Source organism: Terrilactibacillus tamarindi (assembly GCF_009718825.1).
Classification (GTDB): Bacteria; Bacillota; Bacilli; order Bacillales; family Sporolactobacillaceae; genus Terrilactibacillus; species Terrilactibacillus tamarindi.
Window position 1 is genome coordinate 1 of record NZ_WNHB01000007.1, and the last position, 15,624, is coordinate 15,624.

18 protein-coding genes are annotated in these 15,624 nt (G+C 38.2%); 11 read left to right on the plus strand and 7 right to left on the minus strand.

All coding sequences use genetic code 11. The features are described 5' to 3' along the window. Positions 1–32: 32 nt before the first annotated feature. Entirely contained in the window at positions 33–668 is a 636-nt protein-coding gene (locus GMB86_RS05680) for a spore coat protein (RefSeq protein ID WP_329602774.1), read from the minus strand. Positions 669–943: 275 nt separating this feature from the next. Between GMB86_RS05680 and hmpA the strand changes: the two genes are divergently transcribed. Continuing rightward, positions 944–2,164: an NO-inducible flavohemoprotein gene (hmpA, locus tag GMB86_RS05685; protein WP_155217655.1), complete on the plus strand. Its 1,221-nt coding sequence runs from the start codon at positions 944–946 to the stop codon at positions 2,162–2,164. A gap of 139 nt (positions 2,165–2,303) precedes the next feature. Here hmpA and GMB86_RS05690 read toward each other — a convergent pair whose 3' ends face one another. Together GMB86_RS05690 and GMB86_RS05695 are read right to left on the minus strand one after the other, a co-directional pair. Beyond that, complete coding sequence (locus GMB86_RS05690) at positions 2,304–3,053, minus strand: ABC transporter permease (RefSeq protein ID WP_155217656.1); 750 nt, start codon at positions 3,051–3,053, stop codon at positions 2,304–2,306. Then, the gene (locus GMB86_RS05695) at positions 3,050–3,703 is read right to left on the minus strand and encodes an ABC transporter ATP-binding protein (RefSeq protein ID WP_155217657.1); all 654 of its coding nucleotides are present in this window, start codon (positions 3,701–3,703) and stop codon (positions 3,050–3,052) included. The genes GMB86_RS05690 and GMB86_RS05695 overlap by 4 nt, the downstream gene beginning before the upstream one ends. A gap of 332 nt (positions 3,704–4,035) precedes the next feature. Between GMB86_RS05695 and GMB86_RS05700 the strand changes: the two genes are divergently transcribed. Both GMB86_RS05700 and GMB86_RS05705 read left to right on the plus strand, forming a co-directional pair. After that, positions 4,036–4,605: a DUF6944 family repetitive protein gene (locus tag GMB86_RS05700; protein ID WP_196220133.1), complete on the plus strand. Its 570-nt coding sequence runs from the start codon at positions 4,036–4,038 to the stop codon at positions 4,603–4,605. A 131-nt stretch (positions 4,606–4,736) separates the two neighbouring features. Further along, entirely contained in the window at positions 4,737–5,180 is a 444-nt protein-coding gene (locus GMB86_RS05705) for a hypothetical protein (RefSeq protein ID WP_155217661.1), read from the plus strand. Between the two features lie 49 nt (positions 5,181–5,229). Here GMB86_RS05705 and GMB86_RS05710 read toward each other — a convergent pair whose 3' ends face one another. The 4 genes from GMB86_RS05710 to GMB86_RS05725 form a co-directional block, all read right to left on the minus strand. Continuing rightward, the gene (locus GMB86_RS05710) at positions 5,230–6,141 is read right to left on the minus strand and encodes an alpha/beta hydrolase (protein ID WP_155217663.1); all 912 of its coding nucleotides are present in this window, start codon (positions 6,139–6,141) and stop codon (positions 5,230–5,232) included. Between the two features lie 87 nt (positions 6,142–6,228). Continuing rightward, positions 6,229–6,723: a preQ(1) synthase gene (gene queF, locus GMB86_RS05715; protein WP_155217665.1), complete on the minus strand. Its 495-nt coding sequence runs from the start codon at positions 6,721–6,723 to the stop codon at positions 6,229–6,231. Continuing rightward, entirely contained in the window at positions 6,690–7,373 is a 684-nt protein-coding gene (locus GMB86_RS05720) for a queuosine precursor transporter (RefSeq protein ID WP_155217667.1), read from the minus strand. The genes queF and GMB86_RS05720 overlap by 34 nt, the downstream gene beginning before the upstream one ends. A 156-nt stretch (positions 7,374–7,529) precedes the next feature. Then, on the minus strand, positions 7,530–8,456 hold the full coding sequence (locus GMB86_RS05725; RefSeq protein WP_155217669.1) for an LCP family glycopolymer transferase: 927 nt from the start codon (positions 8,454–8,456) through the stop codon (positions 7,530–7,532). 323 nt (positions 8,457–8,779) lie between these two features. On the opposite strand from GMB86_RS05725, the gene GMB86_RS05730 reads away from it, so the two are divergent. The 8 genes from GMB86_RS05730 to GMB86_RS05765 all read left to right on the plus strand — a co-directional run bounded on the left by GMB86_RS05730 (position 8,780) and on the right by GMB86_RS05765 (position 15,565). Beyond that, positions 8,780–9,082: an urease subunit gamma gene (locus GMB86_RS05730; RefSeq protein WP_141191316.1), complete on the plus strand. Its 303-nt coding sequence runs from the start codon at positions 8,780–8,782 to the stop codon at positions 9,080–9,082. A 68-nt stretch (positions 9,083–9,150) separates the two neighbouring features. Further along, positions 9,151–9,462 (plus strand): urease subunit beta, encoded by a 312-nt coding sequence (locus GMB86_RS05735; protein ID WP_155217671.1) that lies wholly within the window; start codon positions 9,151–9,153, stop codon positions 9,460–9,462. Beyond that, complete coding sequence (ureC, locus tag GMB86_RS05740) at positions 9,462–11,174, plus strand: urease subunit alpha (RefSeq protein ID WP_155217673.1); 1,713 nt, start codon at positions 9,462–9,464, stop codon at positions 11,172–11,174. Before GMB86_RS05735 ends, ureC begins: the two co-directional genes overlap by 1 nt. Positions 11,175–11,779: 605 nt before the next feature. After that, positions 11,780–12,235, plus strand: a complete 456-nt coding sequence (gene ureE, locus GMB86_RS05745; RefSeq protein WP_155217675.1) for an urease accessory protein UreE — start codon at positions 11,780–11,782, stop codon at positions 12,233–12,235. Continuing rightward, positions 12,228–12,917, plus strand: a complete 690-nt coding sequence (locus tag GMB86_RS05750; RefSeq protein ID WP_155217677.1) for an urease accessory protein UreF — start codon at positions 12,228–12,230, stop codon at positions 12,915–12,917. Before ureE ends, GMB86_RS05750 begins: the two co-directional genes overlap by 8 nt. A gap of 41 nt (positions 12,918–12,958) precedes the next feature. Further along, positions 12,959–13,579, plus strand: a complete 621-nt coding sequence (gene ureG / locus GMB86_RS05755) for an urease accessory protein UreG (RefSeq protein ID WP_155217679.1) — start codon at positions 12,959–12,961, stop codon at positions 13,577–13,579. Between the two features lie 21 nt (positions 13,580–13,600). Continuing rightward, on the plus strand, positions 13,601–14,419 hold the full coding sequence (locus GMB86_RS05760) for an urease accessory protein UreD (protein ID WP_155217681.1): 819 nt from the start codon (positions 13,601–13,603) through the stop codon (positions 14,417–14,419). 105 nt (positions 14,420–14,524) lie between these two features. Further along, positions 14,525–15,565, plus strand: a complete 1,041-nt coding sequence (locus GMB86_RS05765) for a HoxN/HupN/NixA family nickel/cobalt transporter (RefSeq protein WP_155217851.1) — start codon at positions 14,525–14,527, stop codon at positions 15,563–15,565. Positions 15,566–15,624 lie beyond the last annotated feature (59 nt).

Here is a 15,624-nt window from a genome sequence, read left to right on the forward strand (position 1 = left end):
TGATTTGAGGAGAGTATCTTAAAAACCGTTTTTTAGTGAGTCATATTATTATTTTGCATAGGAGATGTTTGCGCAGGGGCATATGAGTTAAGAATTTGTTGCATATCCTCTTGAGCGAGTTGTGGTACTTGGTAATATTTGTGTTTATTTTGGTAGAGAGAAATTTCATAAGCCATTTCAATGCAGTTTGCTATTGAAGCAGCTAATACTCGACGAACAACTGGATTTGTTGATTCAGTTGCTGCCATAGTTCTTGCTGAAGCCCCTTGTTTACAACAAGAAAGCATGGTACCTGAGATAAATTGATCAGAAATCTCAGAAGTGCTTTGCATTGGTTTTTTTGGAGAAGTTGGCGTCATTCCATAGATGAAATCATTATTTTGTTTCATCATATAGGGCTCTGTTCTCTTAGAAGGATGTTGCCCTGTTTTAAAACATTCACATGTTAAGTTATATTCATCTTGAATAAATTGGTATTGACGATCAAGAATATCACGTAATTCAGGATCTTTGACAAATTCACGCATTAACATATATGTGTTTAACGTGTTAATGGATCCAGATAAAACTTCGTGTACATCAAACAATTCATGACCACCATGATTTAAATTAGGCGGTACTTGATATGTTTGCGTATTTTGAGATGTTTGGTTTTGTTGATTTTGCACGATGATTCCTCCCATAGTTAAAATGATGAATCAAAATTAGTATGTATTGTGGCAATGGATTTATTCATTCGTTGATTAAATCTTATTTGGCATAAATTTTACAATCGTTCAACAAAAAGAAAATTCCTAATGAGGGGTTGTTTTTGATATGGAATCTAAAGAGGCAAAAATACCACTTACTAAGAGTAAAACAAACAGAATGTGGAATAATAAAAAAGCTTTTATGCCTTTGTGTTAATACTTGTAAATCTATTTGAAGAAAGGGATTGTTTTATATGCTGGATGAAAAAACGATAGAAATAGTTCAGGCTACCGCTCCCGTCTTAAAGGAACATAGTAAAGAAATCGGGAAAAGATTTTATAAGCTTTTGTTTGAAAAAGCCCCTAATTTATACAACGTCTTTAATCAAACGAATCAAAAAAGAGGTCTCCAGCAAGAAGCATTGGGATATGCCGTTTATGCGGCTGGAGAGCATATCACCAATCTTGATGCGATAAAGCCTGTAATTGAAAGGATTGCTCAAAAACACCGAGCTATCGGTATTACAGCAGATCAATATCCTGTAGTCGGAGAAACTTTACTTCAAGCGGTAAAGGACGTTCTTGGTGATACAGCAACAGACGAAATTATTGAAGCGTGGGGAAAAGCATATGGCTATATTGCGGATGCTTTTATCGAACTTGAAAAAAAGCTTTACGAAGAAACAGAAAGTCAACCAGGAGGATGGGAAGGTTATCGAAACTTTATTGTGGATAAAAAAGTCAAAGAAAGTGATGAGGTGACGTCCTTTTATCTAAAGCCTGAAGATGAAAAAGCCATCGCTACTAATAAAGCTGGACAGTACCTCACCGTAAAAGTAAATGTACCTGGAGAGAAATATACCCACATCCGCCATTACAGTCTTTCAGAAGCACCAGGCAAAGACTATTATCGTATCAGTGTAAAACGAGAAGATGAGCACGATACTTCACCGGAAGGAATTGTATCAAACTATTTACATAGAACGATTCAAACTGGCGATCTACTTCCATTTTCTGCTCCTGCGGGAGACTTTGTACTTCAACATGATGACTTGCCTGTGGTTTTAATAAGTGGAGGTATTGGAATAACGCCTTTATTCTGTATGTTACAATCTCTTGTTAAGGAACAAGTCAAACAGAGTATAACGTTTATTCACTCAACTCGAAATAGTAAAACCCATGCTTTTCGGGAGGATGTCAAACAATTAGCTACAGATAATGGCAATGTAACATCATTGGTTTGTTATAACTCACCGACTGAAGAGGACAAAGCCTCTAAAGACTTTGATAAAGAAGGGCATATTGATTTAAACTTCTTAAAATTGAACGTTGCAACCCAAAATGCTAACTTTTATTTATGTGGTTCCATTCCTTTTATGGACGCTATAATTAAAGCCTTACAAGAATGGGGAGTTCCTAAGGAGCGTATTCATTATGAGTCATTTAGCCCAGTGGCAATTTTAGGTGATGAATAGGCGAAAAGAGCAATATAATTTTAAAGCTTTATCATTATATGGATTAAGTGAAATAGATAGTATGGTAATCGTAGGAAAACCCTCACTCGTCATGAACCTAGAGTGAGGGTTAAATTATTTTTCGGGAGACTAACCATATTCAAATCTTTAACTGGTGTCTTTTATTATAAAACTGCTTATAACTGATAAATATGGCGATCATGGTTGCTATCATGGTTGCAGATAACAACATAAACGTTACCATAATTTGAAAGCGGATAGCTTGGAGAGGCGGCGTTCCTGCTATGATGAGTCCGCTCATCATTCCTGGTAGGGCCACAATTCCAAGCGTTTTTGCTGAATCGATGGTTGGGATCACGGCCATTTTCATTGTATCTTGGATTTGGGTTTTCGAAGCTAAGTGAGGTAAGGCTCCAAGAGACAATTTTGCTTCTATTTCCATTCGTTGTTGAGTAAAAGCCTTTTCTAAGTTGGTGTAACCAATATTTATCGCAACCATGGCATTGCTAATCACCATTCCTGATACAGGGATGATCTCATTAACTTTAAATTGAAGGGCCCCTGTAAGAATTAGAATGGTCATCGTTATGCTTGTACTAATGACAAGGGCAAATAGAGATATCCAAAAGCCATGGTTAACAACGTTAGGCACTCTTTTTCTTGTATTTAAGGCAGCGTTTATCAATATAATAAAAACTAACATTAAGATAATTAATGGTTGTTTGGCTTCAAAAACGAACGTTAATATGTAACCAACAATAAGAAGTTGAATGATCGCTCGAAGGACAGAAATGATCATATCCTTTGTTAAATCGAGTTGCTGTTTATATGAAACAATGATTGGAATGATAAGTAAACTCGATGCGAGGATCAGGGAGGTCATACTCATTTGATCACTTCCTCATTTGAAATCTTCCCCTGTTCAATTGTTAACCTGCGGGAAAATAAGCGGGTACTTTGCTTAATATCGTGAGTTATCCAAATTATACCTAACCCTTTTTCTTGATGATATTTAAATATTTCTTGCTCAACTAACTGTTGGTTCTTCTGATCTAATGCAGAGGTCGCTTCGTCTAATAAAAGAAATTTAGGGACATACATAAGTTGACGGATGATGGCTAGACGTTGTTTTTCACCGCCGGAAAAACGACTAACATTTGTATTTAAGTCATATTGACTTAAATTAAACGCAGTGAGTAGATAGTTAGCGCGCTTTATATCACATTTTTCTTTTCTGATTTTTGCTGGAAAGCTGACATTATCAAATATTGTTTCGCCAAAAAGTGTAGGTGTTTGAGGACAATAACTAACGGTTTGACGTAGTTGCTCAGGTTTATAACTTATGTAATTTTTACCATTCAGAAAGCATTGCCCATCTGTAGGCGAGATCAAATCAGCCATCAATCGTAGTAGAGTACTCTTACCACTCCCAGAAGGACCAATAATTGAGACTGTTTCTCCTTCGTTAATCGTCAAATTAAGATGGGATAAAATAGGAGCGTCGTTTGGCTGGAAGGAAATATTTTTTAATTCTAACATGGAAGTCCACCTTATAAGAAAATTTTTGAGTAAGTTAAAATAAATTGAGTAAGTATACCTATCATACCCATATCAATTAGAAGTCTATAAGATATCCCTAAGAATATTCAATTACAATGATCGGGCTGTCTAAAAAAGATGATACCTCACAAAGGTTTAGATAACAATAATCTGAGTCGTTCAATAGGGGTTATTTGCGCTGCAGAACCCTATGTATAGAATTCATATTACTTTCTAAAAAATCAACAACAAGTTGGGGTTTATATAACCTTCCCTGCTATTTTGAATATATTATAAAGATATAATACGAATGGGCTGATTTTCTAATGGAAATGGAATTAAAAACTCTAACAGGTACCTGGTTAGAGACACTGGGTACCATTCTAAATGCATTGGGCATAACTAAAGCCCTTCCTTTTAGTCTAAGTTTCAGAAATAATTGTTCATTATGGGGAAATGTACTTCAAGCAACTGGAAATGGACTTAGTGCTGAAGAAGAAGATTTTAAATATAGATTGGGTTTAGAACTTCAATCTGTAGGTAATTTAACTATAATTTATGGCATTTTACTTCCTATAAACCACAGAGAAGATCTTAGGAAGTTTATTACAGGAAATTGGTTACAAACGCTTGGGACCCTAGTTTGTTTTTCACATTCTGTTGTAAATGAGAAAACACCACACGACAGGGTGGGGTGTTTATTACAGGCAATAGGAAACTCTTTACAAGCAATAGCGGGAATCGAAGAATTAAAAGCACCCATTCAAAACTTAAATATGGATATAACGGATATACTAGAATTTTCAGGTAGCTGGGTTCAGGTGATTGGTTCATTAATGTCATCGTTAGAATATACGGCGAGTTTAAATAATGATGAGTTAGAGGATAAAAAAGAAAAGTAAGATGTATAAGATAACTAGAATTGACGGTTGTTTTAAAAAGTAAGGATTAGGTTATATACATGGGCTAAAACCTATTCATCTTTAGGCAAATTGAATATTGTAATAAAAAATAGATGGGTAGGTGCACTTAGATGAGCTATAACGGCTTTGACCAAAATGAATTTAGCTATACTTTTCCAGGATACCAAGATCAATTCTCTAACGGACAAGAGAATTATTATGATTATGATGATCAAGATGTTCGAGTTTCACCCTCGTTAATTCCACAGGCAACCATTCAACAAGAAATAAATTTGGGTCGAACCGGTCATTATTACAGAACAAGGCTTGCAAGCTTTGGTCAAATGATGACGATTCAATTGTTAGGTTTTAATCCAGCTACGGGTATGGTAAACATGAATGTCTATATTCCTGCACAAAGACAATGGGTATTCCACCAAGAACATAATACAGATTTATTTGGTTTGACCTATTTAGGACCTACGCCGCCAAGTCTTCCGGGTCAAGGCGGACCGGGCGGGAGTCCCAGACCACCTTGGTGTGCCTATTTTCCATGGCATCCATGGTGTAGATAATAGGAAAAAACAAGCACGATCGAAATATGATCATGCTTGTTTTTTAGTATTAATTAAAGTGATAAGCGGCAAGAAATTTATCAATAGCCGCTTCATATTCTTTTTTGTTGTCAGAATATGAGCAAGCATGAGCACCCAGCTCAGCCAAGAATAGTTGCTTGTTGTCTGGTTTTGCCTCATATAGAGCCACAGTCATTTCATTTAAAATATAATCATCTTGTTTACTATGGATAAATAAAACGGGATGATGCACATTTTTAATATAGCGAATGGGTGAGACATCTTGTATCCGATAGCGGTCACGAATCCGAATAAGTAATTTGGCCATTGGTAATAAAGGCCATCTTGGCAGATGGTAATCTGTGTTTAAAACATGATGCAATTGTTGATAGAAATCTGAAAAAGGACAATCAGCAATATAAAAGTCAGCTCCATCCTCAATCATTCCTGCATATTGAAGCATGGTAGATGCCCCCATAGATTCTCCATGAATGCCCAGAATAATGTCGTTGCCAAACCGTTCTTTAACCCAATTGACCAAAGTTTCTAGATCATATTTCTCATAATAACCATAGCTGGTCGTTTTACCACCAGATTGTCCATGTCTTCGATGATCATAAATAATGACACTGAAACCTCTTTTCAAAAAAAGGTTAGCGTATTTAACGGAATTAAACTGATTAACCGTGACGCCATGGCAAAATATCATGATTTTCTGAGTGGATTTTCCGGGAATATAGTGGCCTTTTATAAGGTAACCATAAGGCGATCTAAGAGAAAAGGGTTCCTTTGGCATTGATTGATATTCTTTTAAATTAAAATGCTCATAAGTATGCATTTCTCGATCAACGATAAACTGATCTGTTTTCTTCTTTATATACATGATCTTATTCGTAAAGTAATAGCCTGCTGCAATCGTGGCACCAGCTGTAACTAGGGCAGCCTTCAAAAATCGATTCATCATTTTGACCTCGTGTTTTTATATAAAGTTTACCATACATATCGCTAAATATTAAAAGCAGGAGCTGCATGTATAGCTCCTGCTTTGTTAACGGTTATCAATTTTTTCAGGATATAAATCGTGGTTGGCGAGTCTATCAAACGCGACCTTTTCCCATTTTGTACCTGGTTTTCCGTAGTTCACATAGGGATCAATACTGATTCCACCTCTTGGCGTGAATTTACCCCAGACTTCAAGATACTTTGGATCCATGAGTTTTATCAGATCATCGGCAATTTTATTCATGCAATCTTCATGAAAATCGCCATGGTTTCGAAAACTAAATAGATATAGTTTCAAACTTTTACTTTCAACCATTTTTTCATCTGGCACATAGCTAATGTAAAGTGTGGCAAAATCAGGTTGGCTCGTGATGGGGCATAAACTCGTAAACTCTGGAAAATTGAATTTTACAAAGTAGTCACGGTGTGTATTCATGTTTTGAAAGGATTCCAAAACGCTTGGATCATAATCAAAGCTATAGACGGTTTTTTTATTTCCAAGTAACGTTAATTCATCATTTTGCTCGCTTCGTTCTGACATGCTTTATTTCCTCCTTGTTTACGTTTTGCATAATAGACAACTAAATAAATGAGAGGGGCCCCAATAATAGAATAACTAAATTTAAGAATATATTCAGAGCTCATCGCTGTAAGTATGCTCGTTATAGGCATAACACCGATAAAAGCAATAAACATGAACATGATCGAATCAATAAGCTGGCTTGAGGCGGTGCTTGCAATACTTCTTAACCAGAGCATTCGTCCTTGAGTGCGTTGTTTTAGTTTAGAAAAAAGGGTGACATCAAGAGTTTGGGAGCATAAATAAGCGACTAATGAAGCGAAAACTGTTCTTGGAAGAGAACCAAGTACCGTTTCCATTGCCTGTTGGCCGTGCCAAAATGGTGCAGCCGGTAAGTGAAGAACGATTTGGATTAATCCAATAAAGACGACATTGGCCAAAAAACCAATCCAAATGATACGTTGCGCCACATGCTTTCCCCAAATTTCTGTCATACTATCAAGAATGATAAAGGTTAATGGGTAAAAAATAATAGGGGAAGTCATAGAAATTGACCCTACTGAAAAAAGTTTGACTGCACATAAATTGGCAGTGATAAGGCAAGTAACAAATAGCATCGCCAAAATAATCAGGCGATAAGGCACATCGATGATTGTTTCTTGTTGGTTCATAAAATCTCTCCCATAGTTTTTTTAGTAAAGCAGAGGAGGGTTTCGAACTCTGCTACATACTTAAATGATTATAGCCATCCTAAAGATAGGTTGCAAGTTTAGTATAAAAAACACCGTATCTCCCAAGCTGGATGGAAGATCGGTGTTATCCAAATACTATTGTTGTTGTTCTGAAATCATGTCACGTGCACGTTGTTTCTCATCTTCAGGCACACTAAGGTAATAAATTCTCTGGCCACTTGCAGTTTTTTCCCAGTCATCGTTCCCCTTGACTTCATAATTTGTGACATTTTGCCGGCAGTCACGGTAATTTTGGGCCATATTTTTCATATCTTCAAAGGTTAAGTTTGTTTTGATATTGCTTTGAACTGCTTTTAGAATATCTTGATATTTGGAAAATGATGAAAAGCTTGCGGCCTTATTGATCACAGCCATGATCACATCGCGTTGGCGTTGGTTTCGCCCAAAGTCGCCTCGATTGTCTAAATGTCTCATTCTTACATATCCAAGTGCTTTAGCACCGGTATCTAGCGTAATATCACCTTTTTGATAGTAATAGCCTTTTTTATAATACCCTTCATCGTGCCAGCTGATATCATTATGAACGGTAACGCCGCCCACTGCATCTACAAGGTCAGCTAAACCTTCCATGTTTATGCGGATGTAGTGATCAAAGTTGACTCCCAAAAATTTATTAAAGGTATCGAGAGCCATTTTAGAACCGCCATAAGCATAGGCACTATTAATTTTACTAATAGAGCCGTGACCGACAATTTCAGCTTTCGAATCACGTGGGATGGAGACCATTAACATGGATTTCTTAGTCGGATTCAAAGTTAAAGCAATCATGGTATCTGAGCGTCCGGGATCGCCTTTACGTTGATCTACACCGAGTAAAAGGATGGAGAAAGGTTTTTGGTTTTGTAGTTCTTTTGAATCACTTTGAGTTTTCGTTTCTGTAGAATCGTATATTTTATTTGCCGTGGTTTTGACCGAATGATACATGTACCAAACACCTGCACCACCAGCTACAATAGCTAGTCCTACGATAATACCTAATGTCACAAATATTTTTTTAAGCATTGGATAGTCCCTTTCAGTATATTTCAAACACTAAACGACAAAATTTTCATTATAATGATATAGTACCATGAAACAAGAATGGAGGTTGCTTTTTTTAAAAATTTTACAATGTTAAAAATTGTAACCATAACGACTAGAATTTATTGGGTTAATCAACCCAATTATTTATTTTTCAATAAATCAATTTATGTTAGAATATTCTATAACTAATGAATGTTTGTTTTTATAAAAAAAAGGATTTACTAGAATGGTTGGTTTTAGAAGATTTAAATCATGAATGAATTAAAGTAAATGGTCGGGAGTTCCTGAAAGGAGAACATATTATGCGATTATTGGCTAGAGAACAAGAGAAGCTTTTAATTGTCGTTGCAGCTGATTTAGCAAGACGTAGACAGGCTAGAGGTTTGAAATTGAATTATCCAGAAGCCATTGCCATCATTACATATGAAATCATTGAAGGAGCAAGAGACGGAAAAAGTGTCGTTGAGCTAATGGCGTACGGGACACAAATTTTGACAAAAGAGGATGTTATGGAAGGCGTCAGTGAAATGATCCACGATGTCCAAGTCGAAGCTACTTTTCCGGATGGCACGAAATTAGTCACTGTTCATAATCCTATAAAGTGAAACTTCCATCAGTGGGGTCTTTACTTGCCGTTAAGGCGGGATAAAATGAGATAAAGGAAGGGTAAAAGATGATACCTGGAGAGTACATTCTATGTGATGAAGAGATCATTTGCAATAAAGACCGAGAAACAAAGGCAATAAAAGTGGTTAATCGGGGAGACCGCCCTGTTCAAGTCGGTTCACATTATCATTTTTATGAAGTCAATACGGCTTTAGAATTTAATAGAGAAGAAACCCTCGGCTTCCGGTTAGATATTCCAGCTGGACTTGCGGTCCGTTTTGAACCAGGCGATGAAAAAGAAGTACCGCTGGTAGCTCTTAGTGGAGAAAGAAAAGTCTATGGATTGAACAATAAGACGAACGGTGAGGTGAAACCCTAATGTCTTTTAAAATGACGAGAAAACAATATGCAGATTTGTACGGTCCAACAACAGGCGATGCGATCCGCTTAGCCGATACAGACCTTTTTATTGAGATTGAAAAGGATTATACCCGCTATGGTGATGAAGTTGTTTTTGGTGGAGGTAAGGTTATTCGTGACGGCATGGGACAACATCCACTGGCTGTAAGGGCGGATAATGTTCCAGACGTTGTGATTACCAATGCCATTATTGTTGACTACACAGGGATTTACAAAGCGGATGTTGCGATACGGGATGGTAAAATTAGTCAAATCGGAAAAGCTGGGAATCCTCTTGTGATGGAAGGCGTTGATATCGTCATTGGAGCTTCTACAGAGGTCATTGCTGGAGAGAAGAAAATATTAACGGCTGGCGGTCTTGATACGCACGTTCATTTTATTAATCCTCATCAAGTCGAAACAGCCATTATGTCTGGTATTACCACGATGATTGGCGGGGGAACAGGACCTGCTGAAGGAACCAAAGCCACAACGATTACGCCTGGTGAATGGAATATTCATCGTATGCTAGAAGCAGCAGAAGGCCTGCCGATTAATTTAGGTTTTCTCGGAAAGGGACATGCCTCAAGCGATGAACCGCTTGCGGAACAAGTTAAAGCTGGCGCCATTGGACTTAAAGTTCATGAAGACTGGGGGGCTACTTATGCGGCTATTGATCATTCACTAAATGTCGCCGATGAGTATGATGTGCAGGTCGCCATACACACCGATACGCTTAATGAAGGCGGTTTTGTTGAACATACGGTCGAAGCCTTCAAAGATCGTGTGATCCATACGTACCATACAGAAGGTGCGGGGGGCGGTCACTCACCCGATATTATAAAAATATCAAGCTTTCCAAATGTCTTGCCTTCTTCAACTAATCCGACGTTGCCGTATACAGTAAATACAATTGAGGAGCATCTTGATATGTTGATGGTGTGTCACCATCTTAATCCTAGTGTTCCAGAAGATCTTGCATTTGCGGATTCTCGTATTCGTCCTGAGACCATAGCGGCTGAAGATGTTCTTCAAGATATGGGTGTCTTTAGTATGACAAGTTCAGACTCTCAGGCAATGGGCCGGATTGGTGAGATTATTCTTCGTACTTGGCAAACGGCGGATAAAATGAAAAAACAACGGGGTAAACTCCCAGAAGATACAGGAGTAGGGGATAACTACCGAGTCAAACGTTACATATCAAAATATACCATTAATCCTGCCATTGCTCATGGTATCTCTGACTATGTTGGTTCTGTAGAAGTGGGTAAAGTGGCAGACCTTGTTTTATGGGATCCGATGTTTTTCGGAGCAAAACCAGATATGATTATCAAAGGCGGCATGGTTTCTTATAGTGTGATGGGAGATGCCAATGCATCGATTCCGACACCACAGCCTGTTTTATATCGATCTATGTTTGGTGCTTTCGGAAAAGCCTTGCCACAAACGTGCCTTACATTTGTATCCACCTATGCTTATGAACATCAAATAAAAGAAACACTAGGCTTACAAAAACAAGTCAAACCGGTGAAAGGCATCCGGAACTTAACGAAGAAAGATATGAAATTTAATGATAAGACGCCAAAGATTGAAGTGGATCCGCAAACCTATAAGGTGACGGTGGATGGTGAGCATATTACATGTGATCCTGTGGATGTTCTTCCGATGGCGCAAAGGTATTTCTTGTTCTAAGAGGATGTTCAAAAAGTCAACAAATGATAAGCTGCGAATCTCGGCGTTGGCTTGTTTTTACGGTCCTCATGTAGAAAGTACCTACATTCCGGTCCTCAAAACTACGCCGCCTTGATCTTCTTGCTTCTAATTTGTCACCTTTTTGAACACGTATTTAAAGAGGAAGTTCAAAAAGTCAACAAATGATAAGCTACGAATCTCGGCGTTGGCTTGTTTTTACGGTCCTCATGTAGAAAGTACCTACATTCCGGTCCTCAAAACGGCGCCGCCTTGACCTTCTTGCTTCTAATTTGTCACCTTTTTGAACACGTATTTAAAGATGATGTTCAAAAAGTCACCAAATGATAGCTACGAATCTCGGCGTTGGCCAAGAGGATCTTCAACTAAAATTGCTCACGTCCTGTGGCTGGCGTTGAAGCCACCACATCCTGTGGAAGGCCGGTCCTCAAAACTACGCCGCCTTGATCTTCTTGCTTCTAAATTGTCACCTTTTTGAACTTGCATTCTAAGAAACAATCTATGTCTGCTAAATAAGTAAAAATATAACAATAGCATATTTGTTGAATCATATTAATTTTCGGCAAACAGGGAGGAAAAACGACAGCATGATTATTGAAAAAGTGGTTGGGAATATTGAAGACTGGTCAATAGATGAAAAAAAGGGAAAGCATATTGAAAAGGTGTATCTCGAAAGTAGTGATCTGTTGAAACGCGTGCAACGGGTCAAGTCGGATCACGGAAGAGAAATCGGCATTCGTTTGCCGCAGTATTCGGAACTTCATGTTGGCGATATTCTGTTTCAAGATGATCACAACATGATTATTGTCGATGTTTTACCTGATGAAATCATTGCCATTTTACCTCGGGATATGGAAGAGATGGGAACGATTGCTCATCAGCTAGGAAACCGGCATCTACCTGCCCAATTTGAAGGGGCCGAGATGTACGTTCAATATGATTATCTTGTGGAAGAACTACTTGAGAAATTAGGTATTCCGTTTGAAAAAAGACAAAAAAAATTAAAACAAGCCTTCAAACATATCGGACATACCCATGGATAATTTACAATTACTTTCTCTTTTTCAACTTTGTGATTCAAATTTACCAGTGGGTCAATTTAGTCATTCTTACGGACTTGAAACGTATATTCAAGATGGGAAGGTCCATGACAAACAAACCATGAAAGAATGGCTTATGGTTTATGCTGAGGAACAGATGTGCTTTTCGGATGGGCTCGGCTGTTATCTGGGGTTTCAAGCTTTAAACGAAGGAAACTTGACGGACTTTTGGGAAATTGCCGTTAGATTAGATGCACAATCTTTATCAAGGGAATCAAGGGAAGCAAACCGAAAAGTCGGCATGCGATTACTTAAGCTTGGTCAGGATCTCTATCCCAACTCCACGCTTGAAGTGTACAAACAAAAAATTAAAACAGATCACATCAAGGCACATCCAGCGCTTGTCTTTGCGATGATCGCTTATGAGCTTCATCTATCGGAGACAGAGACGGTTGTTGCCTATTTATATAGCACCATATCTGGTCTTATTCAGAATGCGGTTAGAGGCATTCCAATCGGCCAAACAGCTGGCCAAACACTCTTACATGACATGAAAAGTCGGATTGAAAAACTAACAGACCGAATCAAGACACTGTCCATCGATGATCTTGGGGCAACACCTCCAGGTCTAGAAGTCGCCCAAATGCGGCATGAACATTTGGCTGTCCGAATTTTTATGAGTTAACATTTTGGATATTAAAATAGACAGAAGGAAAGGTGAAGAGGATGGAACCAATTAAAATTGGCGTTGGCGGTCCAGTAGGAGCTGGGAAAACCATGCTTGTTGAGAAATTAACTCGTCATTTGCAGGATAAATTAAGTATGGCTGTTGTAACGAATGATATCTATACGAAAGAAGATGCGGAATTCTTAATGAAAAATGGTGTATTGCCTTCCAGTCGTATCATTGGTGTTGAAACAGGTGGGTGTCCGCATACGGCTATACGAGAAGATATCTCCATGAATGTCGAAGCGATTGATGAATTGAAAGAACGTCATCCGGATATTGAATTGATCTTTGTTGAAAGTGGCGGAGATAACTTAGCCGCAACGTTTAGTCCAGAACTGGTTGACTTCTCGATTTATATTATCGACGTTGCCCAAGGGGAGAAAATTCCTCGAAAAGGTGGTCAAGGGATGATTAAGTCAGATTTATTTGTCATCAATAAAACGGATCTCGCTCCCTTTGTTCATGCCAATTTAGATGTCATGAAACGAGATACCGAAACGTTTCGAGGCCAAAAACCATTTGTTTTTACAAATTTACAAGATGAATCTGGTCTGGATGAAGTGATTCAGTGGATTGAACAAAATGCTTTATTACAAGGAATGAGCGAAGACATCTAAGATGAGGAAGGACGACCATTCATGAACCGATGGACAGGCGAACTCCAATTAAACATGAAAAATAAGACGAATAAAACAATAGCTGAATCGGTTTTTTTTCAAGGCGCTTTTAAAGTCATGCGTCCACTCTATCTGGATGATAGTGGACAAGCGTGTTATTACATATTAAATCCTGGCGGGGGCTATGTCGACGGGGATCGTTATTTGATCTCCGTTCATCTACAAGAAGATGCTGAACTACTATTAACAACGCAATCAGCTACAAAAGTGTATAAGACCGTGCAAAGTCCTATCTACCAAGAAAATCGATTTCATCTTGAGAGCGGGAGTGTATTCGAATATTGGCCAGATCCATTGATCGCTTATCAAGATGCAAGATACGAACAAAAAACCACCATTGATATGTCATCAAGCGCATCGTTGTTTTATGCAGAAACCATGACTCCAGGATGGTCTGAAGAGGCCAAACTATTTCCTTACACACTTGTCCATTTGAAATCAGACATCTATGTGGATGGCAAACTGGTTGTCTTGGATCATTTGCGTTTTATGCCACAAACCCAAAAAATCAAAGGTATGGGTTTTCTTGAAGGATACACCCATTTTGGTTCACTTATGATCATTGACCCATCGATTGATTTATATTTAGAGGAGTTATCTCAGCATCTATTAAGAGATTACGATGAGTGTCAAATTGGTTTTTCTAGATTAGACGTTTCAGGTATTCTAATACGAATTTTAGCCACGAATACAAAGCAGTTGGAAGATGTATTTAAAGGGTGTTCGACGTTTTTTAAGAGACGATTTGGACGAGTCGTTCCAGAGCTACGAAAATATTAACCTAACAGCATAAACCACTAATCAAATTTAAACACGAGCAAAATAAGATGGCGATCAATTCAAATTGGTTATGCAGTTCAGACTCATGAGTAGTTATAAAAAGTGATGTTTGGAGGAGATGGAGTGAAGAAAGAACAACATAGATTTCAATGGTTAGGTTTTGGTGTGGCATCAATTATCGTACATATTGTTGGTATCACCCTTTTAATCATGTCCGCATCAGAATACCCAGCCATTTTAGGTTTAGGTATCGTTGCTTACACATTAGGACTGAGACATGCTTTTGATGCAGATCATATCGCAACGATTGATAATACGGTGAGAAAGTTGGTTCAACAAAAACAGGATGCGTCAGGTGTTGGTTTTTTCTTTTCACTCGGCCATTCATCGGTTGTTTTTCTTATGACATTAGCGCTTGGTTTATCTGTTCGATGGGCACAAAAACATATGCCGATGTTTGAGCATATTGGTGGTACGATTGGCATAGCGGTCTCCGGAATCTTTCTTGTTATCATCGGTATGATAAATCTCATGATATTGGTAGATTTAAGAAAACTCTTTATACGTATGAAACATGATCCATATGATCACTTAGCACTTGAAAAATTATTAGACCAACGAGGGTTCATGTCCCGTCTATTTAGACCTTTGTTTTCCTTTGTCTCTCGTAGTTGGCATGTTTATCCATTAGGGTTTCTATTTGGACTCGGATTTGATACAGCGAGTGAAGTTGCCTTGCTCGCATTATCCGCAGGAGCTGCCAAGAGTGCAATGCCTTTTATTGGTATTCTTTCGCTACCTCTCTTATTTGCCGCAGGGATGAATATCATGGATACGGCTGATGGTATTTTTATGACACATGCCTATAAATGGGCGTTCCATACCCCTGTTCGAAAAGTGTATTACAATATCACCGTCACAGCCGTTTCTGTTGCAGCTGCTTTCTTAATTGGTTTTGTGGAATTAGCTCAAGTATCTAAAGAGACCTTTCATTTAGAGGGAGCGTTTTGGAATTGGCTTGGCGGATTAGATTTAGGTTATCTTGGTTATGGGTTGGTGATTATTCTTCTTGGATCTTGGCTCGTATCCGTCGCCATTTGGAAGTTATTCAGAATAGAAGAGAAATGGATGAACCATCGTGCTTGATCGTTCTTTTTTTACACTTTAAGAAAGCATAAACAGGCCCCACAGTCGGCAAGTTCTCT

Excerpts from the sequence above, each read along its gene's own strand:
- hmpA (WP_155217655.1), top strand. The coding sequence starts at position 944 with ATGCTGGATGAAAAAACGATAGAAATAGTTCAGGCTACCGCTCCCGTC.
- GMB86_RS05690 (WP_155217656.1), bottom strand. The coding sequence starts at position 3,053 with ATGAGTATGACCTCCCTGATCCTCGCATCGAGTTTACTTATCATTCCA.
- GMB86_RS05695 (WP_155217657.1), bottom strand. The coding sequence starts at position 3,703 with ATGTTAGAATTAAAAAATATTTCCTTCCAGCCAAACGACGCTCCTATT.
- GMB86_RS05700 (WP_196220133.1), top strand. The coding sequence starts at position 4,036 with ATGGAATTAAAAACTCTAACAGGTACCTGGTTAGAGACACTGGGTACC.
- GMB86_RS05705 (WP_155217661.1), top strand. The coding sequence starts at position 4,737 with ATGAGCTATAACGGCTTTGACCAAAATGAATTTAGCTATACTTTTCCA.
- GMB86_RS05710 (WP_155217663.1), bottom strand. The coding sequence starts at position 6,141 with ATGAATCGATTTTTGAAGGCTGCCCTAGTTACAGCTGGTGCCACGATT.
- queF (WP_155217665.1), bottom strand. The coding sequence starts at position 6,723 with ATGTCAGAACGAAGCGAGCAAAATGATGAATTAACGTTACTTGGAAAT.
- GMB86_RS05720 (WP_155217667.1), bottom strand. The coding sequence starts at position 7,373 with ATGAACCAACAAGAAACAATCATCGATGTGCCTTATCGCCTGATTATT.
- GMB86_RS05725 (WP_155217669.1), bottom strand. The coding sequence starts at position 8,456 with ATGCTTAAAAAAATATTTGTGACATTAGGTATTATCGTAGGACTAGCT.
- GMB86_RS05730 (WP_141191316.1), top strand. The coding sequence starts at position 8,780 with ATGCGATTATTGGCTAGAGAACAAGAGAAGCTTTTAATTGTCGTTGCA.
- GMB86_RS05735 (WP_155217671.1), top strand. The coding sequence starts at position 9,151 with ATGATACCTGGAGAGTACATTCTATGTGATGAAGAGATCATTTGCAAT.
- ureC (WP_155217673.1), top strand. The coding sequence starts at position 9,462 with ATGTCTTTTAAAATGACGAGAAAACAATATGCAGATTTGTACGGTCCA.
- ureE (WP_155217675.1), top strand. The coding sequence starts at position 11,780 with ATGATTATTGAAAAAGTGGTTGGGAATATTGAAGACTGGTCAATAGAT.
- GMB86_RS05750 (WP_155217677.1), top strand. The coding sequence starts at position 12,228 with ATGGATAATTTACAATTACTTTCTCTTTTTCAACTTTGTGATTCAAAT.
- ureG (WP_155217679.1), top strand. The coding sequence starts at position 12,959 with ATGGAACCAATTAAAATTGGCGTTGGCGGTCCAGTAGGAGCTGGGAAA.
- GMB86_RS05760 (WP_155217681.1), top strand. The coding sequence starts at position 13,601 with ATGAACCGATGGACAGGCGAACTCCAATTAAACATGAAAAATAAGACG.
- GMB86_RS05765 (WP_155217851.1), top strand. The coding sequence starts at position 14,525 with ATGTTTGGAGGAGATGGAGTGAAGAAAGAACAACATAGATTTCAATGG.